The organism is Saccharopolyspora pogona (assembly GCF_014697215.1).
GTDB classification, from domain to species: domain Bacteria; phylum Actinomycetota; class Actinomycetes; order Mycobacteriales; family Pseudonocardiaceae; genus Saccharopolyspora; species Saccharopolyspora hattusasensis.
This window is the reverse complement of record NZ_CP031142.1, coordinates 1,177,194-1,193,260: the sequence shown is the minus strand read 5'-3', so window position 1 is coordinate 1,193,260 and position 16,067 is coordinate 1,177,194. Positions and strand designations below refer to the sequence as shown.

Sequence of the window (16,067 nt, the reverse complement as noted above, 5' to 3'; positions counted from 1 at the left end):
CGTTTGGTCACATCTGGTGCAGTGCTCGGAAGACCTGCTCGGTGTAGTCGGCCAACCGGTCGGCGCAGTGCTGCAGCTGCTGCTGGGCATCGGCGGCCGCCGGGGCGCCGAACACGTCGCGCGCCTTTAGCTCGCGGTACCAACGGCGCAGCCGATCCAGGCTCTGCTCCTCCTCTTCCAGCTCGGCCATGGTCAGCTTGCCGTTGCGCAGTTCCTTGTCGATCTCGGCGTCGAACTTGCCGCAGTCGGCCAGGAACTCCGCCCACTCCTCCTGCCGCTCGGCGGTGAACATCTCCGTCAGCCGCGCCGAATCGGGTTCGTCGCGCCCCGTGGCAGCCAGCACCACGACCTCACCGGAGCCCCGCTCGGCGAGCTCGATGGCCCGCGCCACGCCGGCGGCGACGCCAGGCACGTCCGGCAGCGTCCAGGTGCCCTGGCCCAGCGAGAGCGCCCCGACCCGGCGCAACTCCCGCCACACCGCCACGCGGTGCCGCGACGGCTGCGCGGGCAGCCGCACGACGAGAACCAGCCACCTCATCACCTGCACGTCCGTCACGAGGATGAATGTATCACGCGTTACATCGCAACTCCTGCTACGCCGCGCGGCCGACGTGACGTCGCCCATATGGGGGCTTGAGCGGCATCGCTTCGAACCTGCGTGCGGTAGTTTTTCGACATGCCGAATCCGCCGTCCTCGCCCACCGAAGCCTACGAAGTACTGCTGGAGGGCAACCGGCGGTTCGTCGACAACGCGCGCCTGCACCCGAATCAGGACGCCGACCACCGCGCCGCCCTGGCTCCGGCACAGCGGCCCTTCGCGGTCCTCTTCGGCTGCTCCGACTCCCGGCTGGCCGCCGAGATCATCTTCGACCAGGGGCTCGGCGACCTGTTCGTGGTCCGCACGGCGGGGCACGTCATCGGCTCCGAGGTGCTCGGCAGCATCGAATACGGCGTCGGCGTGCTCGGCGCGCCCCTGGTCGTGGTGCTCGGACACGACTCTTGCGGCGCGGTCACGGCCGCACGGGAAGCGTGCATCGAAGGCACCGCGCCGCGCGGCTACATCCGCGACGTCGTGGAGCGGGTGACGCCGAGCGTGCTGGCCGCCCGCGCCGGCGGCGCCACCGAGGTCGACGACATCGTGGACGTGCACATCCAGCGCACCGGTGACCTGATGCTGGAGCGCTCCGCGCTGCTGGCCAACGCGGTGGCCGAGGGTCGCTGCGCGATCGCCGGGCTCTCCTACCGCCTCATCGACGGCACCGTCCGGCTCGTCGGCAGCCACGGCCCGCTGCTGCCCGCGGACTGACCCCCGGGATCCACTGTGGCCGCCTGCTGGCGTCCACTTCGGACATCGCTGGGCCTGGCCGCTCGGCCAGCCGATCCCGGTCGATCACGTTAGCCTGCGAAGGAACGGATCGGGCGAAAGGATCCAGCCTGGTGACCGTCCAGCCGCGTCGAGTGCTACTTATCAGCGCCACCATCGGCGAGGGCCACAACGCGACCGCCCGCGCCGTCGAGGAGGCGGCCCGCCAGGTGTGGCCGGGGTGCGAGATCGCCTGGTTGGACGCCTTGCGCGCGATGGGCCGGTGGGTGCCCGCGACGTTCAACTGGATCTACGTCACCAACGTCGAATCAACGCCGTGGCTCTACGACTTCTTCTACGAGTCGCTGTGGCGCTACCGCTGGTTCGCCAACGCCTCCCGCCGGTTCGTCGGCGCGTGGAGCGGGCGGCTGCTGCGCCGGGCCATCGCCGAGCACGCCCCGGAACTGATCGTCTCGACCTATCCGCTGGGCACCGCCGGGCTCGACTGGCTGCGCCGCCGGGGCCGCCTGGACGTGCCGGTGGCGGCGGTCGTGTCGGACTTCTCGCCGCACCCGTTCTGGGTCTACCCGGAGGTCGACCTGCACTACGTGATGAGCGAGGCGAGCCTGCGGGCGATGCGGCGGGCGGAACCGGACGCCGTCGGCGCGGTCTGCGTGCCGCCGGTCGTGTCGTCGTTCCGGCCCGCCGACCGGGCCGCGGCGCGGCGGTCGTTCGGGCTCCCGGAATCCGGTTTCACCGTACTGATCTCGTGCGGCTCGCTCGGGTTCGGTTCCGTCGAGCGCGCAGTGGATGCGGCACTGCTGGCCAAGGGGGTCGAGCGCGTCGTCGTGGTCTGCGGTCGCAACGCCGCGCTGCGACGGCGCTTCGCCGACCGCGCGGACGATCGGATCGTCGCGCTGGGCTGGGTCGATGACATGCCCGGTTTGACGGCCACCGCGGACGTGGTGGTGACCAACGCGGGCGGGGCCACGGCGCTGGAGGCGCTGGCCTGCGGGCGCGCCGTGGTGATGTTCGAACCGATCGCCGGGCACGGGCGCGCGAACGCCGAGCTGATGGCCGGCGCCGAGCTGGCCGAGCTGTGCCCGCGGGAGAGCGATCTGACCGGGACGTTGCGCCGCTGGGCGGCCGAGCCGGACGAGCTCGCGCAGCGGGAACACCGGGCGCTCAAGCACAGCCAGGCCGCCGACTTCGCCGACCAGGTGGCCGCGCTGGCGCACCTGCCCCGCCACCACGGCCGCCGCCCGCTGCGCCCGCAGGACGCGTTCTTCGTGTACGCCACTACCCCGGTCGTCTCCCAGCACACCGGCGCGATCCTGCGCATGGAAGGACCGAAGCGGTCCACATCGGACCTCTGCGAAGAAGTCGGTCGGCGAATCTCCCAACGTGCGGCGGGATTGCCGATGCTGACCCGACGGCTGATCGTTCGGCGTGGTCGTCGGCCACAGTGGATTCACAGCGACGCGGTCGACGTCGGTGATCATCTGCGGTGCCGCGAGCTGAACAGCGGGCAGAGCGCGGACCCGGTCATCGAGGAGTTCTTCGGCACCCCGGTGCGCACCGACCAGCCGCCCTGGGAACTGCTGCTGCTCAACGACGCCGGCGCCGGCCACGCCTCGTTGCTGGCGAAGATGCACCACGCGCTGGGCGACGGTGTCGCGGTGACCAGCACGCTGCTGCGGTTGCTCAGCGACGGCCCACACGCGGCGACATCGCCGAGTCGCGCCGACCAGCCGTGGTACCGCCGGGCCGGGACGGTCGCGCGCGGATTGGTGAGCCTAGCCGGTGCCGGACCCGCGCCGACCAGCCATCTGGCAGGGCGCAGCACGCCGAACCGGTCGTACGCGGACGTCGAGCTCCCGGCCGCCGAAGCACGCGCCTGCGCACGCTCGCACGGGGTGAGCAGCACGGCGTTCCTACTCGGCATGGTGGCCGAGGCGCTGCACCGGACACTCGGCGACACCACACCGGGCCAACGATTCCGGGTCATGGTGCCGCGCACCGCACGCACCGGGCGGGGTGGCGCGGGCACCGGCGCGCCCGGCAACCACACCGTTTCGCTGTCGCTCGACCTGCCGGTCGGGCCGATGCCGCCGGCTCGCCGCCTCGCCGAGGTCACCGCCAAACTTGCCGAGCCGGACCGCACCGGCCAGCCCGCCGCTGCCAGCGCCGTGCTCGCGGCACTTGGCGTGCTGCCCGCGCCGCTGCACGCTTGGGTCGTGCGGCAGATCTACCAGCGTCGCTTCTTCAACGCCGTGGTGTCCGTGATGCCGGGACGGCGTCGTCCGACCCACCTCGGCCAGACGCTGATCGCGGGCGTCGTGCCGGTGCTGTCGCTGGCAGACGGCGTGGGCGTGGCGATCGGCGCTGTCAGCTGGGGCGAGCGGATCGGGTTCGGGATCACCACCGACACCGGGCTGGCGCCGGAGGCCACCGAGCTCGCCGGTCACCTCCGCGACGCCTTCGCCGAGCTGCGAGGAGACCGGCGGTGAGCGCGCAGGGCACCGTGCTCGTCGTGGCCGTTCCAGCGGCCGTCCTAGGTGCGGCCAGTTTCGGGCTCGCCAGCGCGATCCAGCACCGCGTCACCAAGCAGGTGCCGAAGGTGCGCACGCTGAGCCCCCGCTTGCTGTTCGACCTCGTCCGCAAGCCGATCTGGGTGCTCAGCATCGGCACCGTGATCATCGGGCTGTCGCTGCAGGTGGTGGCGCTGGCCTTCGGCCCGCTGGTGCTGGTGCAGCCGTTGCTGGTGACCTCGGTGCTCTTCGGCGCGGCGTTCGCGGCATGGCTGGCGCACCGCAAGATGGACCTGGTGCTGGCGCTGGGAGGGCTGGCCTGCGTCGGCGGGCTGTCCGCGTTCCTGGTGCTGGGGCGGCCGTCCGGGCAGGGCAACGAGTTCACCGGGGCGTCGATCCTGCCGTTGGCGCTGGCGCTCGGGCTGCTCATAGTGGTCTCGCTGCTGGCCGCGCGGTGGCTGCCCGGCGAGGTCGGGGTGATCGGCATGGCAGTGGCCACCGGCGTGTTCTACGGCGTGACCGCCGGTTTGATCAAGGTCGTGGCTGGGCACTTCCGCAGCGGCGGGCTCGCCGAGCCGTTCCACCACTGGTCGCTGTACGCGGTGTGCGTGATCGGGCCGATGGGGTTCCTGCTGAGCCAGCAGACCTTCCAGCGGGGCCGGTTGATGTCGCCCGCGCTGGCCGTGATCACCACGGTGGATCCGCTGGTGGCGGCCGCGATCGGGGTGAACTGGCTGGGCGAACGCATCGAGTCCTCCCCCGCGATCCTGGTCGGCGAGGTGATCTCCGTCGTGGTGATCATCGGCGGGATCGTGGTACTTACCCGCCGGGGCGAGCAGCTGCGCCGGGCGATGGAGGAACGCGAGCGCAACGACGGCACGACGGATTCGTCGTGGGGCTGACGGTGCGCGGGCGCACCGCGCTGGTGACGGGCGCGTCCTCGGGCATCGGCGCGGCGACCGCCGCCGAGCTGAGCTCCCGCGGGTGCCGGCTCCTGCTGGTCGGCCGCGACGAGCACCGGCTTGCCGAGGTCGCCGAGCGCACCGGTGGCGAACCGGTGCCCGCCGACCTGACCGATCCGGCCGGGCTCGACCGGGCCGCCGCGGCCGCCCGCGAGGTCGATCTGCTGGTGCACAGCGCGGGCATTGGCTGGGCCGGAGACCTGAGCGCGATGCCGCCGGAGCGGATCGAGGCGCTGACGGCGGTGAACCTGACCGCGCCGATGCTGCTGACCCGCGCGGCGCTCCCCGACCTACGGCAGCGATGCGGGCACGTCGTGTTCGTCGCCTCGATCGCCATGGTGGGCGTGCCCGGCGAGGCGGTCTACTCGGCGACCAAAGCGGGCTTGCGTGCCTTCGGCGCGAGCCTCCGTTACTGCGACGGGATCGGCGTGACCACGGTGTTCCCCGGCGCGGTCCACACGCCCTTCTTCGCCGGGCGCCGCTACGACCGCCGCTTCCCGCGGATCGTCAGCCCGCAGGAAGTGGCCGAGGCGCTGGTGCGCGGCGTGGAACGGGACGCGGAAGAGGTGTTCGTCCCGAAGTGGCTCACCGCGCCCGCTCGGCTGCAGGGCTTGCTGCCCGGCACGTTCCACCGCCTCGCCCGCCGCTTCGGCTGAGTCCCGCCACCCGCACCGCCACGCAAAACTGCGCACTTTCTTATCAGTCACCCCCGCAACGCGCGGATCGACTCGCGTAGCGAGCCCATGGTCGCCAGCACGGCGGTCGGTTCGTAGCCGCAGTGCGCCATGCAGTTGGCGCAGCGCGGATCACGGCCGCGCCCGTAGGCGGACCAGTCGGTGTCGGCCAGCAGCTCCTGGTAGCTCCCCGCGTAGCCGTCGTTCATCAGGTAGCACGGGCGCTGCCAGCCGTACAGCGAGTACGACGGGATGGCCCAGGCCGTGCACTTGAAGTCGACCTTGCCCTCCAGGAAGTCCAGGAACAGCGGCGAGTGGTTGAAGCGCCATTTCTTGCGTCGCCCGTCGGCGAAGACCTTCCGGAACAGCTCGCGGGTCTCCGTCACGCCCAGGAAGTGCTCCTGGTCGGGTGCCTTGTCGTAGGCGTAGGCCGGCGACAGCATCATCTGGTCGACCCGGAGGTCGTTGTTGAGGTACTCCAGCACCTCGATGACCGACTGCGGGGTGTCGGAGGTGAAGAACGTCGAGTTGGTGGTCACCCGGAACCCGCGCCGCTGGACCTCCTTGATGTTGTCCACCGCCTGCGCGAACACGCCCTGCTTGCACACCGACTCGTCGTGCCGCTCCGCCAGCCCGTCGATGTGCACGGCCCACGCGAAGTACGGCGACGGCCGGAACTTGTCGATCTTGCGGGGCAGCAGCAGCGCGTTGGTGCACAGGTAGACGAACTTCTTGCGCCTGACGAGCTCGTCGACGATGAGCTCGATCTCGGGGTGCATCAGCGGCTCGCCGCCGGCGATGGACACCACCGGCGCGCCGCACTCCTCCACCGCCGCGACGGCCTGCTCGACCGGCATCCGCTGCTTGAGCACGCTCGCCGGGTGCTGGATCTTGCCGCAGCCCGCGCAGGCCAGGTTGCACGCGAACAGCGGCTCCAGCTCCAAGGTCAGGGCGAACTTCTCGCGGCGCGCGAGCTTCTGCTTCACCAGGTAAGCGCCGACGCGGATCGCCTGGCGCATCGGAATGCCCATCAGGACACCTCCTCGGGTGCGGCGGATCGGATCTCCGGCGGGACGGTGCGCTCCCGCAGGACGGCGCGGCCCCACCGCGGCAGGCACGAGCCGATGGCGTGCAGCCGGGCGAGCGCGGTCAGCGCGCGATCCGGCGTGCCGGGCCGGAGCAGTGGTTGCCGTGCGGTGTCCACCACGACCCGCACGACGCCGAGTGGACGTCCCCCTGCTGCCTCGGCCAGCACTGCCGACTCCATGTCGACGGCGAGCACCCCGGCACGGGCCAGCTCGGCGCGCTGGGCGCCGTGCACCACGCGACCGGCAGTGGCAATCGGCCCGCAACGCACCGGGAACCCGGCGCGGCGCAACTCCGCTGCCAACGACGGTGCCGCTGGGCAGAGCACGGTGCCGCGCTGACCGCGGAGCTCATCGGCCACGATCACATCGCCGGTGCAGACCTCGGCGCCGACCCCGCCGGCGAGCCCAGCGACGACCAATACGTCGAAGTCCACCCCGGCGAGCGAGGCCGCGCTGCGGGCGCTGCGGCGCGGCCCGTAGCCCGTGCGGTGCACGGTTCCGGGGCCCAGGGCCGCCCGCAGGGCTCGGGCTTCGATGCCCAGCGGGGCGCAGACCAGCAGCCGCATCGCAGTCATCTCAGTCCCCAGCACGTTGGTACCGCCCGAGCGCGGTGAGCGGGAAGATCACCCGGTACAGGTGGTAGTTGATGTAGAAGTCGCCGGGGAACCCGGTGCCGGTGAACTGCGGTTCGTCCCAACCGCCGTCCACCCGCTGGGTGCGGGCCAGGTACTGCACGCCGCGGTGCACCGCGTCGGTGCCGTGCCGGCCCACCGCCAGCAGCGCCAGCAACGCCCAGCCGGTTTGCGACGCCGTGGAATCGCCCCGGCCGATCCACTCCGAGTCGCGGTAGGAACGCAGGTCCTCGCCCCAGCCACCGTCGGCGTTCTGGTGGCGTTCCAGCCACCGCACCGCCCGCCGCAGCGGCCGGTGATCGGGTTCGAGGCCCGCCCGGACCAGCGCCGGGACCACGGCTCCGGTGCCGTAAACGTGGTTCGCGCCCCAACGGCCGAACCAGGACCCGTCCTTCTCCTGGTTGTCCAGCAGCCACTTCACGCCCCGTCGCAGCACCCGGTCGTCGTGCCCCAGCGCGGCCAGCGCCTCCACCACGTGCGCCGTCACGTCGGCCGACGGCGGGTCGATCACCTCGCCGAAATCGCAGAACGGCAGCTTGCGCACCAGCGCCCGGGTGTTGTCGGCGTCGAAGGCGCCCCAGCCGCCGTCGCGGGACTGCATGCCGCGCAACCAGCGGACACCGCGCTCGATGGCGCCGCGCACCGCCTCCCGGTCCGGGTGCTCGATCCGGTTCAGCGCGAGCAGCGCTTCGGCGGTGTCGTCGATGTCCGGGTAGCCGTCGTTGTCGAACTCGAACGCCCAGCCTCCTCCGGGCGGCAGGTCCGGGCGGCGCACCGACCAGTCGCCCTTGACCCGGATCTCCTCGGCCAGCAGGAAATCGGTCGCCCGGCGCAGCGACTGGTGGTCGGCGGGCACCCCCGCATCGCGCAGCGCCTGCATGCCGAGCACGGTGTCCCACACCGGGGACTGGCAGGCCTCCAGCCGCCGCACCGGACCGGCCGGGGTCTGCTCGCGGATCAGGAAACCCTCCAACCCGGCGAGCCCGTGCCGCAGCACCGGGTGGTCCAGCGGGTAGCCGAGCAGGTGCAGCGCCAGCAGCGAGTACACCCACGGCGGCTGGATCCCGCCCCAGGAGCCGTCGGCTTCCTGCCGCGCCACGATCCACTCCGCCGCGCGCAGCATCGCGTGCTTGCGCAGCGCCTTGAGCGGGCGTCGGTGGTAGCCGTCCAGAACCCGGCCCAGGGCGTGGAAACCGTACTTCCACGACCACTGTGGACGGACCCGTTCCGCCGCGCGTCCGGTGCGCAGTTCGCGCACGTCGATGCCGAGGTTCCGGCATGGCCGCAGCGTGCACACCACGGTCAGCGGGACGACGGTCTGCCGCGCCCAGCACCCCCAGTCCGCGACGTTCAGCGGGAACCACTTCGGCAGCAGCACGAGTTCCGGCGGCATCGCGGGCAGTTCGTCCCAGGACCATTCGCCGAACAGCGCCAACCAGATCCGGGTGAACACCCGGGTGGCCTCCAGCCCGCCACGCGCCAGGATCCAGTCGCGCGCCACCGCCATGTGCTCGGCGTCGACGTCGTCACCGGCGAGCTTGAGTGCCGTGTAGGCCTCCACCGTGGTGGACAGGTCGCCGGGTCCGCCGTAGAAGTTCGCCCAGGTGCCGTCGGGGCGCTGCTGTGCGCGGATCCAGCGGGCGGCCTGCTCGGTCTCGGCGGCGGTGCGGATGCCCAGGAACTGCCGCAGCAGCAGGTCCTCGACGTCCATCGTCACGTTGGTCTCCAGCTCGCCCTTCCACCAACCGTCGGGGTGCTGGAGGGAAAGCAGGTAGTCGCGGCCGGCGGCCAGCGCGGTCCGGGCATCGGCTAGCGCGGCGGAAGCGGAAACCACGCCGGTGCGGATGGGCTGCTGCAACTGATCGGTCAAAGCTTCCTCCGTACGATGAACTCGGCCAGCTCGGTCAGCGACTCGGTCACGTCGCCATCGGACAAGTATTCGTCGGCGGCGGCCAGCCGCCGCTCGCACTCCTGGCGGGTCCAGTCCGCCGAGCCGGCCCGCTGCACCATTTCGGCGGCCTCCTGCAGCTGGTCCTCGGTGAGCGGTTCGGCCTGCGCGTACAGCCGGTGCAGCCGATCGCCGGCGGCGGTCCCGGAGCTCAGCGCGTGCACGACCGGCACCGACTTCTTGCGGGCCCGCAGGTCGGACAGCACGGGCTTACCGGTGACGTCGGGGTCGCCCCACAGGCCGAGCAGGTCGTCGACGAGCTGGAAGGCCATCCCCAGTTCGGTGCCGTAGGCGTGCAGCCGGGCCACGGTTTCCCGCGGCGCGCCGACGTGGAGCGCGCCGATGGATGAGGCGCAGGCGAGCAGCGCGGCGGTCTTGTCGTGCGCCATCTGCAGGCATTCATCGAACCCGACCTCGGCGCGGCACTCGAAGCCCAGGTCGGCGGCCTGCCCGGCGATCAGGACGCGGGTCGCGATGGACAGCGACCGGGCCGCTGCCGCCGCATGGCGCGACGGCGATTCCAGCAGTATCTCGTTGGACAGCGCCAGCAACGCGTCCCCGGCCAGCAGCGCTGCCGGTTTTCCGAAGACGGTCCACGCGGTCCCCCGGTGGCGGCGGGAGGTATCGCCGTCCATCACGTCGTCGTGCAGCAGGGAGAAGTTGTGCACGAGTTCCACCGCGGCCGCCGCGACGATCGGATCCCCCGCGGTGGCAACGCTGCGCGCGGACAGCAGCACCATCGCCGGCCGCAGGGCCTTCCCGCCACCACCTCCCGGGGAGCCGTCGGCGTCGCTCCAGCCGAAGTGGTACTCGCACACCCGGCGGGTGTCCGGGTCGAGGCGGTCCACTGCGTTGCGCAGCACCGGATCCACCGCCTCCCTGGCGGTTTGCAGGGCTGGTGGCAGAACGGTCGTCATGCGGTCACCTCCACGCCATGTTGCGAGCGCTGGTCCAGATCCACTACCTCGGCGGCGCGGGTACCGCTGAGCACCGCTCCCTCAGTCGTGTCGGGCCATCCGGTGGCGGTCCACGCCCCGGCGAGCACCAGGCCGGGCACCGCGGTGCGGGCCTGCGGCCGGAGCGCGGCGGTGCCGGGCGCCTGCCGGAAGGTCGCGCTGGGCTCGCGGGTGACGAAGAAGTCGAGGACCCGCGCGCTGCGGGCGTACGGGAAGACCTGCCGCAGCGCGGGGATGAACAGGTCGTGCAGGTAATCAGTGCGCGCCTGGACGTGCTCCTGCGCGGCGGAAAGCGAGACGGCCAGGTACTGCCCGCGGGGTGCGCCGGAGATGGCTGTCCGGTCGAAGACCCATTGCACCGGGGAGTCCAGCACAGCGGCCATCTCAAGGCTGGTGACCGGCCGGTCGTAGAGCACGTGAACGTTGACGATCGGTGCCGCGGACAGCTTCGCCCACGTCGCCACGCCCGGTATCGGGAGGTCCGCCACAAGCGTCGCCGCCGCGCGGTGCGGGACCGCGACGACGACCGAGTCCGCGGTGAGCACCGATTCCCCGGTGTTCTCGCGCACTGGGACCTGAAAACCCGTGCCGGAGTGGCGGATCGCCCGAGCCTTGCAGCGGAGCCGGATGCCGACACCCGCTTCCAGCAACGCGCGGTGGGCGGCTTCGCCATGCAATTGTCCCAGCGGCACCTGGGGAATCCCGATGTCGGCGCTGTCGGATGTGTCCAGCACGCCCGTCCGGAACACCTTGGCCGCCAACGCCATCGACGCGTCCGCGGGCTCGGCGTTGAGCGCCGCCAACGCCAACAACCCCCACAGCGCATCGACGGCGCGCGGCGACTCGCCGCGCTGCCTCAGCCACTGCCCGAGGCTGATGTCGTCCAGCGCGGGGTCGGCCGGATCGAGCCGCCGAAGCGCCAGCGCGGTGCGCGCCACCCGCATCCGTTCCGCCGCGGTCAGCATGCGGTATCCCAGCAGCGTCGGGGTCAGGTGTGCCGGTGCCGGGAGGTTCCAGCGGCACAACACCGAAGCCCGGCCGCCGGGGCTGAGCACCGGGACGTGGAACCGGGGTTGCACGCTGATCGAGTCGGCGACGCCGAGCCGCCGCAGCAGGCCGGTGTAGGCGGTGTAACAGCGCAGGAAGACGTGCTGCCCGGTGTCCACCACGAGGTCGCCGCGCACGAAGGAGTAAGTCGCGCCGCCCAGCCTGGGGCGCGTCTCCAGCAGCTCGACCTCGAATCCCAGTTCGGCGCAGCGCAGCGCCGCCGTCACCCCGGACAGGCCGCCGCCGACCACCACCACGCGCCCCCGGCTCACGGTGTCATCCCCGCCAGCGACCGCGCCGCGACGCCCGCCTTCCGCCAGCCGGACAGCGAGGCCCGCTGGTGCAGCGCGGCACGCGGGTCGGCGGCGATGCGGGCCAGCAGTTCGTGGTAGATGCCCGCCATCGACGCGCAGCACGCCCGGCTGCGCCGGTCGAGCATCGGCAGCAGCCGAAGCCCTTCGGCGTACCATTGCCCAGCGCGGGCGGCCTGGAACCGGATCAGCCGGTCCCACCTCTCCAGGTCCTCGACCCGCCCGTTGCCCGGCTCCAGCCGAACGCCGAACCTCTCGAGGTCCTCGGCAGGCAGGTAGACCCGCCCGGCCAGCTGGTCCTCCTGGATGTCGCGCAGGATGTTGGTCAGCTGCAGCGCGACACCGAGCGCGTCCGCGCGTCGCTCGGCCGTGGGCGGGTCGATGGTGCCGAACACGCCCAGTGACAGCCGTCCGATCGATCCGGCCACGCAGCGGCAGTAGTGCAGCAGCTCCTCGAAGGTGCCGTAGCGCACGCCGCGGACATCGGCCTCGCAGCCGTCGATGAGCTCGTCGAAGGCCGCCAGTGGCACCGGCAGGCGCGCCGCCGCGTCCGCCAGCGCCACCAGCACCGGGTCGGCGGCGCCGATGCTCGCCGCGTGGATCGCCTCGCGTGCCTGCTTCAGGCTCCGCAGCTTCCCCTCGCGCGGCAGGTCGCCGTCGCCGATGTCGTCCACGCGGCGGGCGAAGGCGTAGACCGCCGACAGCGCCCGCCGCTTCGGGCCGGGCAGCAGCCGGATCCCGTAGGAGAAGTTTCGCGCCTGTTCCCGGGTGATCTGCTCGCACTCCAGGTAGGCGTCCCGGATCCAGGCCCAATCGGTCACCAAATGCCTCCCAACACGTACAACCGCCCCCATTCGGCGAAGGTCCGCCCCCGCCCCGGCCGCACGTCGAAGCCGAGCGGATCGTGCTTCGCCGCAGCGAACGCGGCCGCCGTGGCACGTCCGCCCGCGACATAACCGGCCACCGCTATCCGGGCCATCCCGGACAGCTCCCCGACCAGCGGCGCGCCGGCGTCGAGCATCCGGCGCGCGCGGTCCACTTCGTACTTCACGAGCCCGCATAGCATCGTCGAGGCGCGGTCGGCGACCAGTTCCGGTTCCTCGCAGCCGAAGCGCTGCATGTCGTCGGTCGGCAGGTACACCCGGTCCTGGCGGTAGTCCTCGGCGATGTCCTGGCAGTGCTCCAGGATCTGCAGCGCGCTGCAGATCCGGTCGGACAGCGTGATCAGCGCGGGTTCGGCCCGCCCGAAGACGTGCAGCACCGCTTCCCCGACCGGGTTCGCGGACAGGGCGCAGTAGTCGAGCAGGTCCGGGAAGCTGCGGTAGCGCCGCACCTGCTGGTCCTGCCGGTTGGCGTCGATCAGCTTGACCAGCACCTCGTGCGGAATGGCACACTCGGCGACCGTCGGTGTCAGCGAACGCAGCATCGGAATCCGAGCCGTTCCCTGGTAGGCGCGCTTGAGATCGATTTCGAGGAAGTCGAGCAGCGCCCCGCGGTTGCCGGGAGCCTCGTCCCCGGCGTAATCGACCAGCCGGAAGAAGCCGTACAGGGCGTGCAGGTGCCGCCGCAGCCCGCGCGGCAGGATCCGGGCGGCGACCGGGAAGTTCTCCGACCGCATCCGGGCGAGCACCGCGGCACTCCGCGGAAAATCACCCGAACGTGGCAACCCGTCCGAGTTTTCGGAATCCCCGCCGTACACCGCGCTATCAGGCAGCGACAAGACCATCGAACCCTCCTCCTATCCCCGCCGACCAGGAGGCGCATTCGGCATCGTATGAGCACCTATGCGGCACCGCAGGGCGAGCAACGATGCGCCGAGTTTTCCCATGATTCGTAACATTGTTCGACCAGAAGACCGTCGTGGTCTACATAGGACGCAGGGCCGATCACCACGGTGGACCGGACGGGGCCGCCGAGCCCGCTCCGACCGAACTGGCACGACGTCAACAATCCGCCGGTCACAGCCTCTCCGGCACCGATTCCCCTGCGCCGACAATCGGGCGGCGTGCATTGACATCCGGGCAACAACCCAAGACCGTTGTCCGCGCTCTCCCAGGTCCGCCCCGTTGGTTCGCGACGAAGGGAACGCAACGTGACGACAGCAGAGCAGGTCCATGCCGCCGTCGAAGGCCTGACCATCACCGAACTCCTTCGCCGCAACGCCCGCGACCACCCCGACCGGCCCGCGCTCACCACCGGGATCGTTACCCGTTGCGGTAACGGCTCTCGGCACACGGCCTCGGCCGCGGCGACCGCATGCTGATCGCCATGTCCAAGCGACCCGGGCACTGGGCGTCGGACCTCGCCGCCGCCCACCTCGGGGCGATCTCCTGCACGCTCTACGACACGTCGAGCACCGACCAGATCCGCTACATCGCCCGGCACAGCGCGGCAGCGGTGGTCGTGCTGGAGGGCGCCGCGCAGTGGGCCCGGTGGCGCCCGATCATCGACGACCTGCCCGGCCTGCGCACCGTGGTGGTGCTGGATCCGTCGATCATCCCGCCCGGAGATCCGCGCTTCGTCACCTACGCGGACCTTCGCGGCAGCGGCATCCTCGTCACCTCGGGCGGCAAGAACATCGCCCCGACCCGGGTCGAATCGCTGCTGCGGGCCCATCCGCTGGTCGGCCAGGCGGTCGCGATCGGTGACCGCCCGCCGTACGTCACGGCGCTGGTCGTGCTGGACGAGGAGGCCGCACCGGCGTGGGCGAAGACGCACGGCATCGACGCCGTCGACCCCGCCTCGCTGGCCGCGCATTCCGCCGTGCTGCGCGAGGTCGACCACGCCGTCGCGCAGGCGAACAAGGCGTTGTCCCGCGCCGAACAGGTCAAGGCGCACCGGGTGCTCGACGTCGCCTGGACCGCCGAATCCGGCGAGCTGACCCCGAAGCTGAGCCTACGGCGGCGGGTCATCGTCGAACGCTACGCCGCCGAGATCGACCGGCTCTACACCGAATCCCAGCGATGACCACGCCCGCCAAGCGGCTGGCACCGGACCAGCGGCGGAAGCAGATCCTGGCGGTCGCCCGGCGGCTGTTCGGCCAGGGCTGCTACTCGCGGGTGTCCACATCGGACATCGCCAGGGCCGTGGGGTGGCCCGGCCGCTGACCAGCTCTAACCGGCGATCACGGGGACCAGGTGGGCGCGAGCGAAGGCTCGGGACCGCGCGTCGTCCTCCGCCGGGATGCAGCCATGCGGAGTGAGCAGCATCGAGTGCGCCAGCCGCACGAACACCTCCGCGACGGGCTCGGGGTCGAAGCGCCGCAGCCGACCGGCCTGCTGATGCCGGCGCAGCTTCTCGGCCAGGTAGCCGCGGGCGGCCGCGAGCACGGCACCGGCGTCCACGGTCAACGCCGGCAGCGCCGCCGCCGGTTCGAGCGTCAGCAGCCGGTTCAGCAGCGAATGCGCGCGCAGTCCGGTGACGACCGCGACGAAGCACTCCACAGTCTGCTCGGCGGGGTCCTCGATGTGGTCGATCCGCTCGTCCAGCCAGGCCAGGAAGCCTCGCACCTCCCGCAACAGCACCGCCGCCACGACCGCGTCCCGGTCCGGGAAGCGCCGGTACACCGTGGCGCGCCCGAGCCCGGCGCGGCGCGCGATTTCGAGCATCGTCGTCCGCTGGATCCCGATGTCCTCAAACGCTTCCCGGGCCGCGTCCAGCACTCGATCATCGGCGGGTTCCGAGATCGGGCGCTGCAAAGCGCCTTCCAACGCACCGGGTGTCACGTGGCCACCGGGCAGGTCTGCTTCGCCCGGCGCTTGGCCTGGTAGCGGTGAAACGAGTCCGGCCCGAGGTCGGCGATCTCGTAACCGTCCGGATAGGACATCGGATCGGGCCCGACCGGGCTGGAATCCGGCCGGACCGGCCCCACTCGCACGAGCTCGGCGCGCACCTTCAGCGCCGCCTCGACGGCCTTGCGGCCGACGTTCCCGACCTGCGGGAAGCCGAAGGCGGTCAGCAGGTGCGGCTCCATTAGGAACCGCGCCGCCCGCGCCACGGCCGGGGATAGCAACCGCGGATACCAGGAGCCGAACAGGTCCAGCGTCGCGTCGGCGACCCGGCGGCCGCCCGCGTCGAACGCGAAGTGCTCGCGCTCGTAGTCGTCGAAGAGCAGCTCGAATTCCGCGTAGGTCTCCGGGATTCCGGAGAGCTTCATGCCCTCGCCGAGCCGCCGCATGGTGTTGGTCAGCGCCCGCACCTCGCGCGGGTGCAGCTTCCGCCAGCCGAACTGCTCGATCCAGCGCACCGGCGTCACCACGAACGTCGACAGCGTGTAGGCGTAGTCGTCGTTGCTGATCCTGTACCGGCCGTGGATGGCGTTGAGCTGTTCCAGCGCCTGCCGCCCGCGGTCGCTGGTGGTGCCTCTGTGGAAGATCTCGTAGAGGACGAGCACGGTGTCGTCGTAGCGCTTCTGCGCGGACCCGGTGAATTCGCCGGTGTGGTCCAGCAGCCGGCCGATGCGGGACACCGCGTAGGTTCGGAACAGCGCGAACTCCAGGGCCTTGGTGATGTCCCAGGGGAATTCGTACTCGGCGAGCAGCCGGTAGATCTCCTCGCAGTCACGATCGGGATCGAGCGCGAGGATCCGCTCCAGCCGGTCGAAACGCCTCATTGC

17 protein-coding genes are annotated in these 16,067 nt (G+C 71.5%); 7 read left to right on the top strand and 10 right to left on the bottom strand.

Annotation, left to right across the window (positions count from 1 at the left end; genetic code table 11):
• Window positions 1-7 precede the first annotated feature (7 nt).
• On the bottom strand, window positions 8-538 hold the full coding sequence (locus tag DL519_RS05040; RefSeq protein ID WP_190813092.1) for a Chromate resistance protein ChrB: 531 nt from the start codon (window positions 536-538) through the stop codon (window positions 8-10).
• A 138-nt stretch (window positions 539-676) separates the two neighbouring features.
• On the opposite strand from DL519_RS05040, the gene DL519_RS05035 reads away from it, so the two are divergent.
• From DL519_RS05035 to DL519_RS05020, 4 genes are all read left to right on the top strand, one after another.
• Window positions 677-1,306, top strand: a complete 630-nt coding sequence (locus tag DL519_RS05035) for a carbonic anhydrase (RefSeq protein ID WP_190813091.1) — start codon at window positions 677-679, stop codon at window positions 1,304-1,306.
• A 131-nt stretch (window positions 1,307-1,437) separates the two neighbouring features.
• Window positions 1,438-3,813, top strand: coding sequence for a wax ester/triacylglycerol synthase domain-containing protein (locus tag DL519_RS05030; protein WP_190813090.1), 2,376 nt, complete (start codon window positions 1,438-1,440; stop codon window positions 3,811-3,813).
• On the top strand, window positions 3,810-4,736 hold the full coding sequence (locus DL519_RS05025) for a DMT family transporter (protein WP_190813089.1): 927 nt from the start codon (window positions 3,810-3,812) through the stop codon (window positions 4,734-4,736). The genes DL519_RS05030 and DL519_RS05025 overlap by 4 nt, the downstream gene beginning before the upstream one ends.
• The gene (locus tag DL519_RS05020; protein WP_190813088.1) at window positions 4,727-5,452 is read left to right on the top strand and encodes an SDR family NAD(P)-dependent oxidoreductase; all 726 of its coding nucleotides are present in this window, start codon (window positions 4,727-4,729) and stop codon (window positions 5,450-5,452) included. The genes DL519_RS05025 and DL519_RS05020 overlap by 10 nt, the downstream gene beginning before the upstream one ends.
• Before the next feature lie 47 nt (window positions 5,453-5,499).
• On the opposite strand, the gene hpnH is transcribed toward DL519_RS05020, so the two are convergent.
• From hpnH to hpnC, 7 genes are read right to left on the bottom strand one after another with little or no spacing between them, the layout of a single operon-like run.
• Entirely contained in the window at window positions 5,500-6,501 is a 1,002-nt protein-coding gene (gene hpnH / locus DL519_RS05015) for an adenosyl-hopene transferase HpnH (RefSeq protein WP_190813087.1), read from the bottom strand.
• Complete coding sequence (locus DL519_RS05010; RefSeq protein ID WP_190813086.1) at window positions 6,501-7,133, bottom strand: phosphorylase family protein; 633 nt, start codon at window positions 7,131-7,133, stop codon at window positions 6,501-6,503. The genes hpnH and DL519_RS05010 overlap by 1 nt, the downstream gene beginning before the upstream one ends.
• Window position 7,134: 1 nt before the next feature.
• Window positions 7,135-9,024 (bottom strand): squalene--hopene cyclase, encoded by a 1,890-nt coding sequence (gene shc / locus DL519_RS05005; RefSeq protein ID WP_223840208.1) that lies wholly within the window; start codon window positions 9,022-9,024, stop codon window positions 7,135-7,137.
• Window positions 9,025-9,056: 32 nt separating this feature from the next.
• Complete coding sequence (locus tag DL519_RS05000) at window positions 9,057-10,055, bottom strand: polyprenyl synthetase family protein (RefSeq protein WP_190813085.1); 999 nt, start codon at window positions 10,053-10,055, stop codon at window positions 9,057-9,059.
• Window positions 10,052-11,413: a hydroxysqualene dehydroxylase HpnE gene (gene hpnE / locus DL519_RS04995; protein ID WP_223838452.1), complete on the bottom strand. Its 1,362-nt coding sequence runs from the start codon at window positions 11,411-11,413 to the stop codon at window positions 10,052-10,054. Before hpnE ends, DL519_RS05000 begins: the two co-directional genes overlap by 4 nt.
• Window positions 11,410-12,273, bottom strand: a complete 864-nt coding sequence (hpnD, locus tag DL519_RS45650; RefSeq protein WP_223838451.1) for a presqualene diphosphate synthase HpnD — start codon at window positions 12,271-12,273, stop codon at window positions 11,410-11,412. Before hpnD ends, hpnE begins: the two co-directional genes overlap by 4 nt.
• Complete coding sequence (hpnC, locus tag DL519_RS04990; RefSeq protein ID WP_190813083.1) at window positions 12,270-13,178, bottom strand: squalene synthase HpnC; 909 nt, start codon at window positions 13,176-13,178, stop codon at window positions 12,270-12,272. The genes hpnD and hpnC overlap by 4 nt, the downstream gene beginning before the upstream one ends.
• 366 nt (window positions 13,179-13,544) lie before the next feature.
• Here hpnC and DL519_RS50690 point away from each other — a divergent pair, with 366 nt between their 5' ends.
• Genes DL519_RS50690 through DL519_RS04980 form a run of 3 tightly spaced genes read left to right on the top strand, consistent with a single transcriptional unit; the run spans window position 13,545 to window position 14,559 of the window.
• The gene (locus DL519_RS50690; RefSeq protein ID WP_449619118.1) at window positions 13,545-13,715 is read left to right on the top strand and encodes a hypothetical protein; all 171 of its coding nucleotides are present in this window, start codon (window positions 13,545-13,547) and stop codon (window positions 13,713-13,715) included.
• Window positions 13,716-13,720: 5 nt separating this feature from the next.
• Window positions 13,721-14,419 (top strand): hypothetical protein, encoded by a 699-nt coding sequence (locus DL519_RS04985; protein ID WP_449619117.1) that lies wholly within the window; start codon window positions 13,721-13,723, stop codon window positions 14,417-14,419.
• Window positions 14,416-14,559, top strand: coding sequence for a TetR family transcriptional regulator (locus DL519_RS04980; protein ID WP_223838450.1), 144 nt, complete (start codon window positions 14,416-14,418; stop codon window positions 14,557-14,559). Before DL519_RS04985 ends, DL519_RS04980 begins: the two co-directional genes overlap by 4 nt.
• A 6-nt stretch (window positions 14,560-14,565) precedes the next feature.
• On the opposite strand, the gene DL519_RS04975 is transcribed toward DL519_RS04980, so the two are convergent.
• Together DL519_RS04975 and DL519_RS04970 are read right to left on the bottom strand one after the other, a co-directional pair.
• A complete protein-coding gene (locus DL519_RS04975; protein WP_190813082.1) occupies window positions 14,566-15,177 on the bottom strand; it encodes a TetR/AcrR family transcriptional regulator in 612 nt (203 codons plus the stop codon).
• A complete protein-coding gene (locus DL519_RS04970) occupies window positions 15,174-16,064 on the bottom strand; it encodes an oxygenase MpaB family protein (RefSeq protein ID WP_190813081.1) in 891 nt (296 codons plus the stop codon). Before DL519_RS04970 ends, DL519_RS04975 begins: the two co-directional genes overlap by 4 nt.
• Between the last annotated feature and the right edge of the window lie 3 nt (window positions 16,065-16,067).

Coding starts and splice junctions, on each gene's coding strand:
- DL519_RS04980 (WP_223838450.1), top strand. CDS start 14,416: ATGACCACGCCCGCCAAGCGGCTGGCACCGGACCAGCGGCGGAAGCAG.
- DL519_RS04985 (WP_449619117.1), top strand. CDS start 13,721: ATGTCCAAGCGACCCGGGCACTGGGCGTCGGACCTCGCCGCCGCCCAC.
- hpnC (WP_190813083.1), bottom strand. CDS start 13,178: ATGGTCTTGTCGCTGCCTGATAGCGCGGTGTACGGCGGGGATTCCGAA.
- DL519_RS05000 (WP_190813085.1), bottom strand. CDS start 10,055: ATGACGACCGTTCTGCCACCAGCCCTGCAAACCGCCAGGGAGGCGGTG.
- DL519_RS05040 (WP_190813092.1), bottom strand. CDS start 538: ATGAGGTGGCTGGTTCTCGTCGTGCGGCTGCCCGCGCAGCCGTCGCGG.
- DL519_RS05010 (WP_190813086.1), bottom strand. CDS start 7,133: ATGACTGCGATGCGGCTGCTGGTCTGCGCCCCGCTGGGCATCGAAGCC.
- DL519_RS05035 (WP_190813091.1), top strand. CDS start 677: ATGCCGAATCCGCCGTCCTCGCCCACCGAAGCCTACGAAGTACTGCTG.
- hpnH (WP_190813087.1), bottom strand. CDS start 6,501: ATGGGCATTCCGATGCGCCAGGCGATCCGCGTCGGCGCTTACCTGGTG.
- DL519_RS04970 (WP_190813081.1), bottom strand. CDS start 16,064: ATGAGGCGTTTCGACCGGCTGGAGCGGATCCTCGCGCTCGATCCCGAT.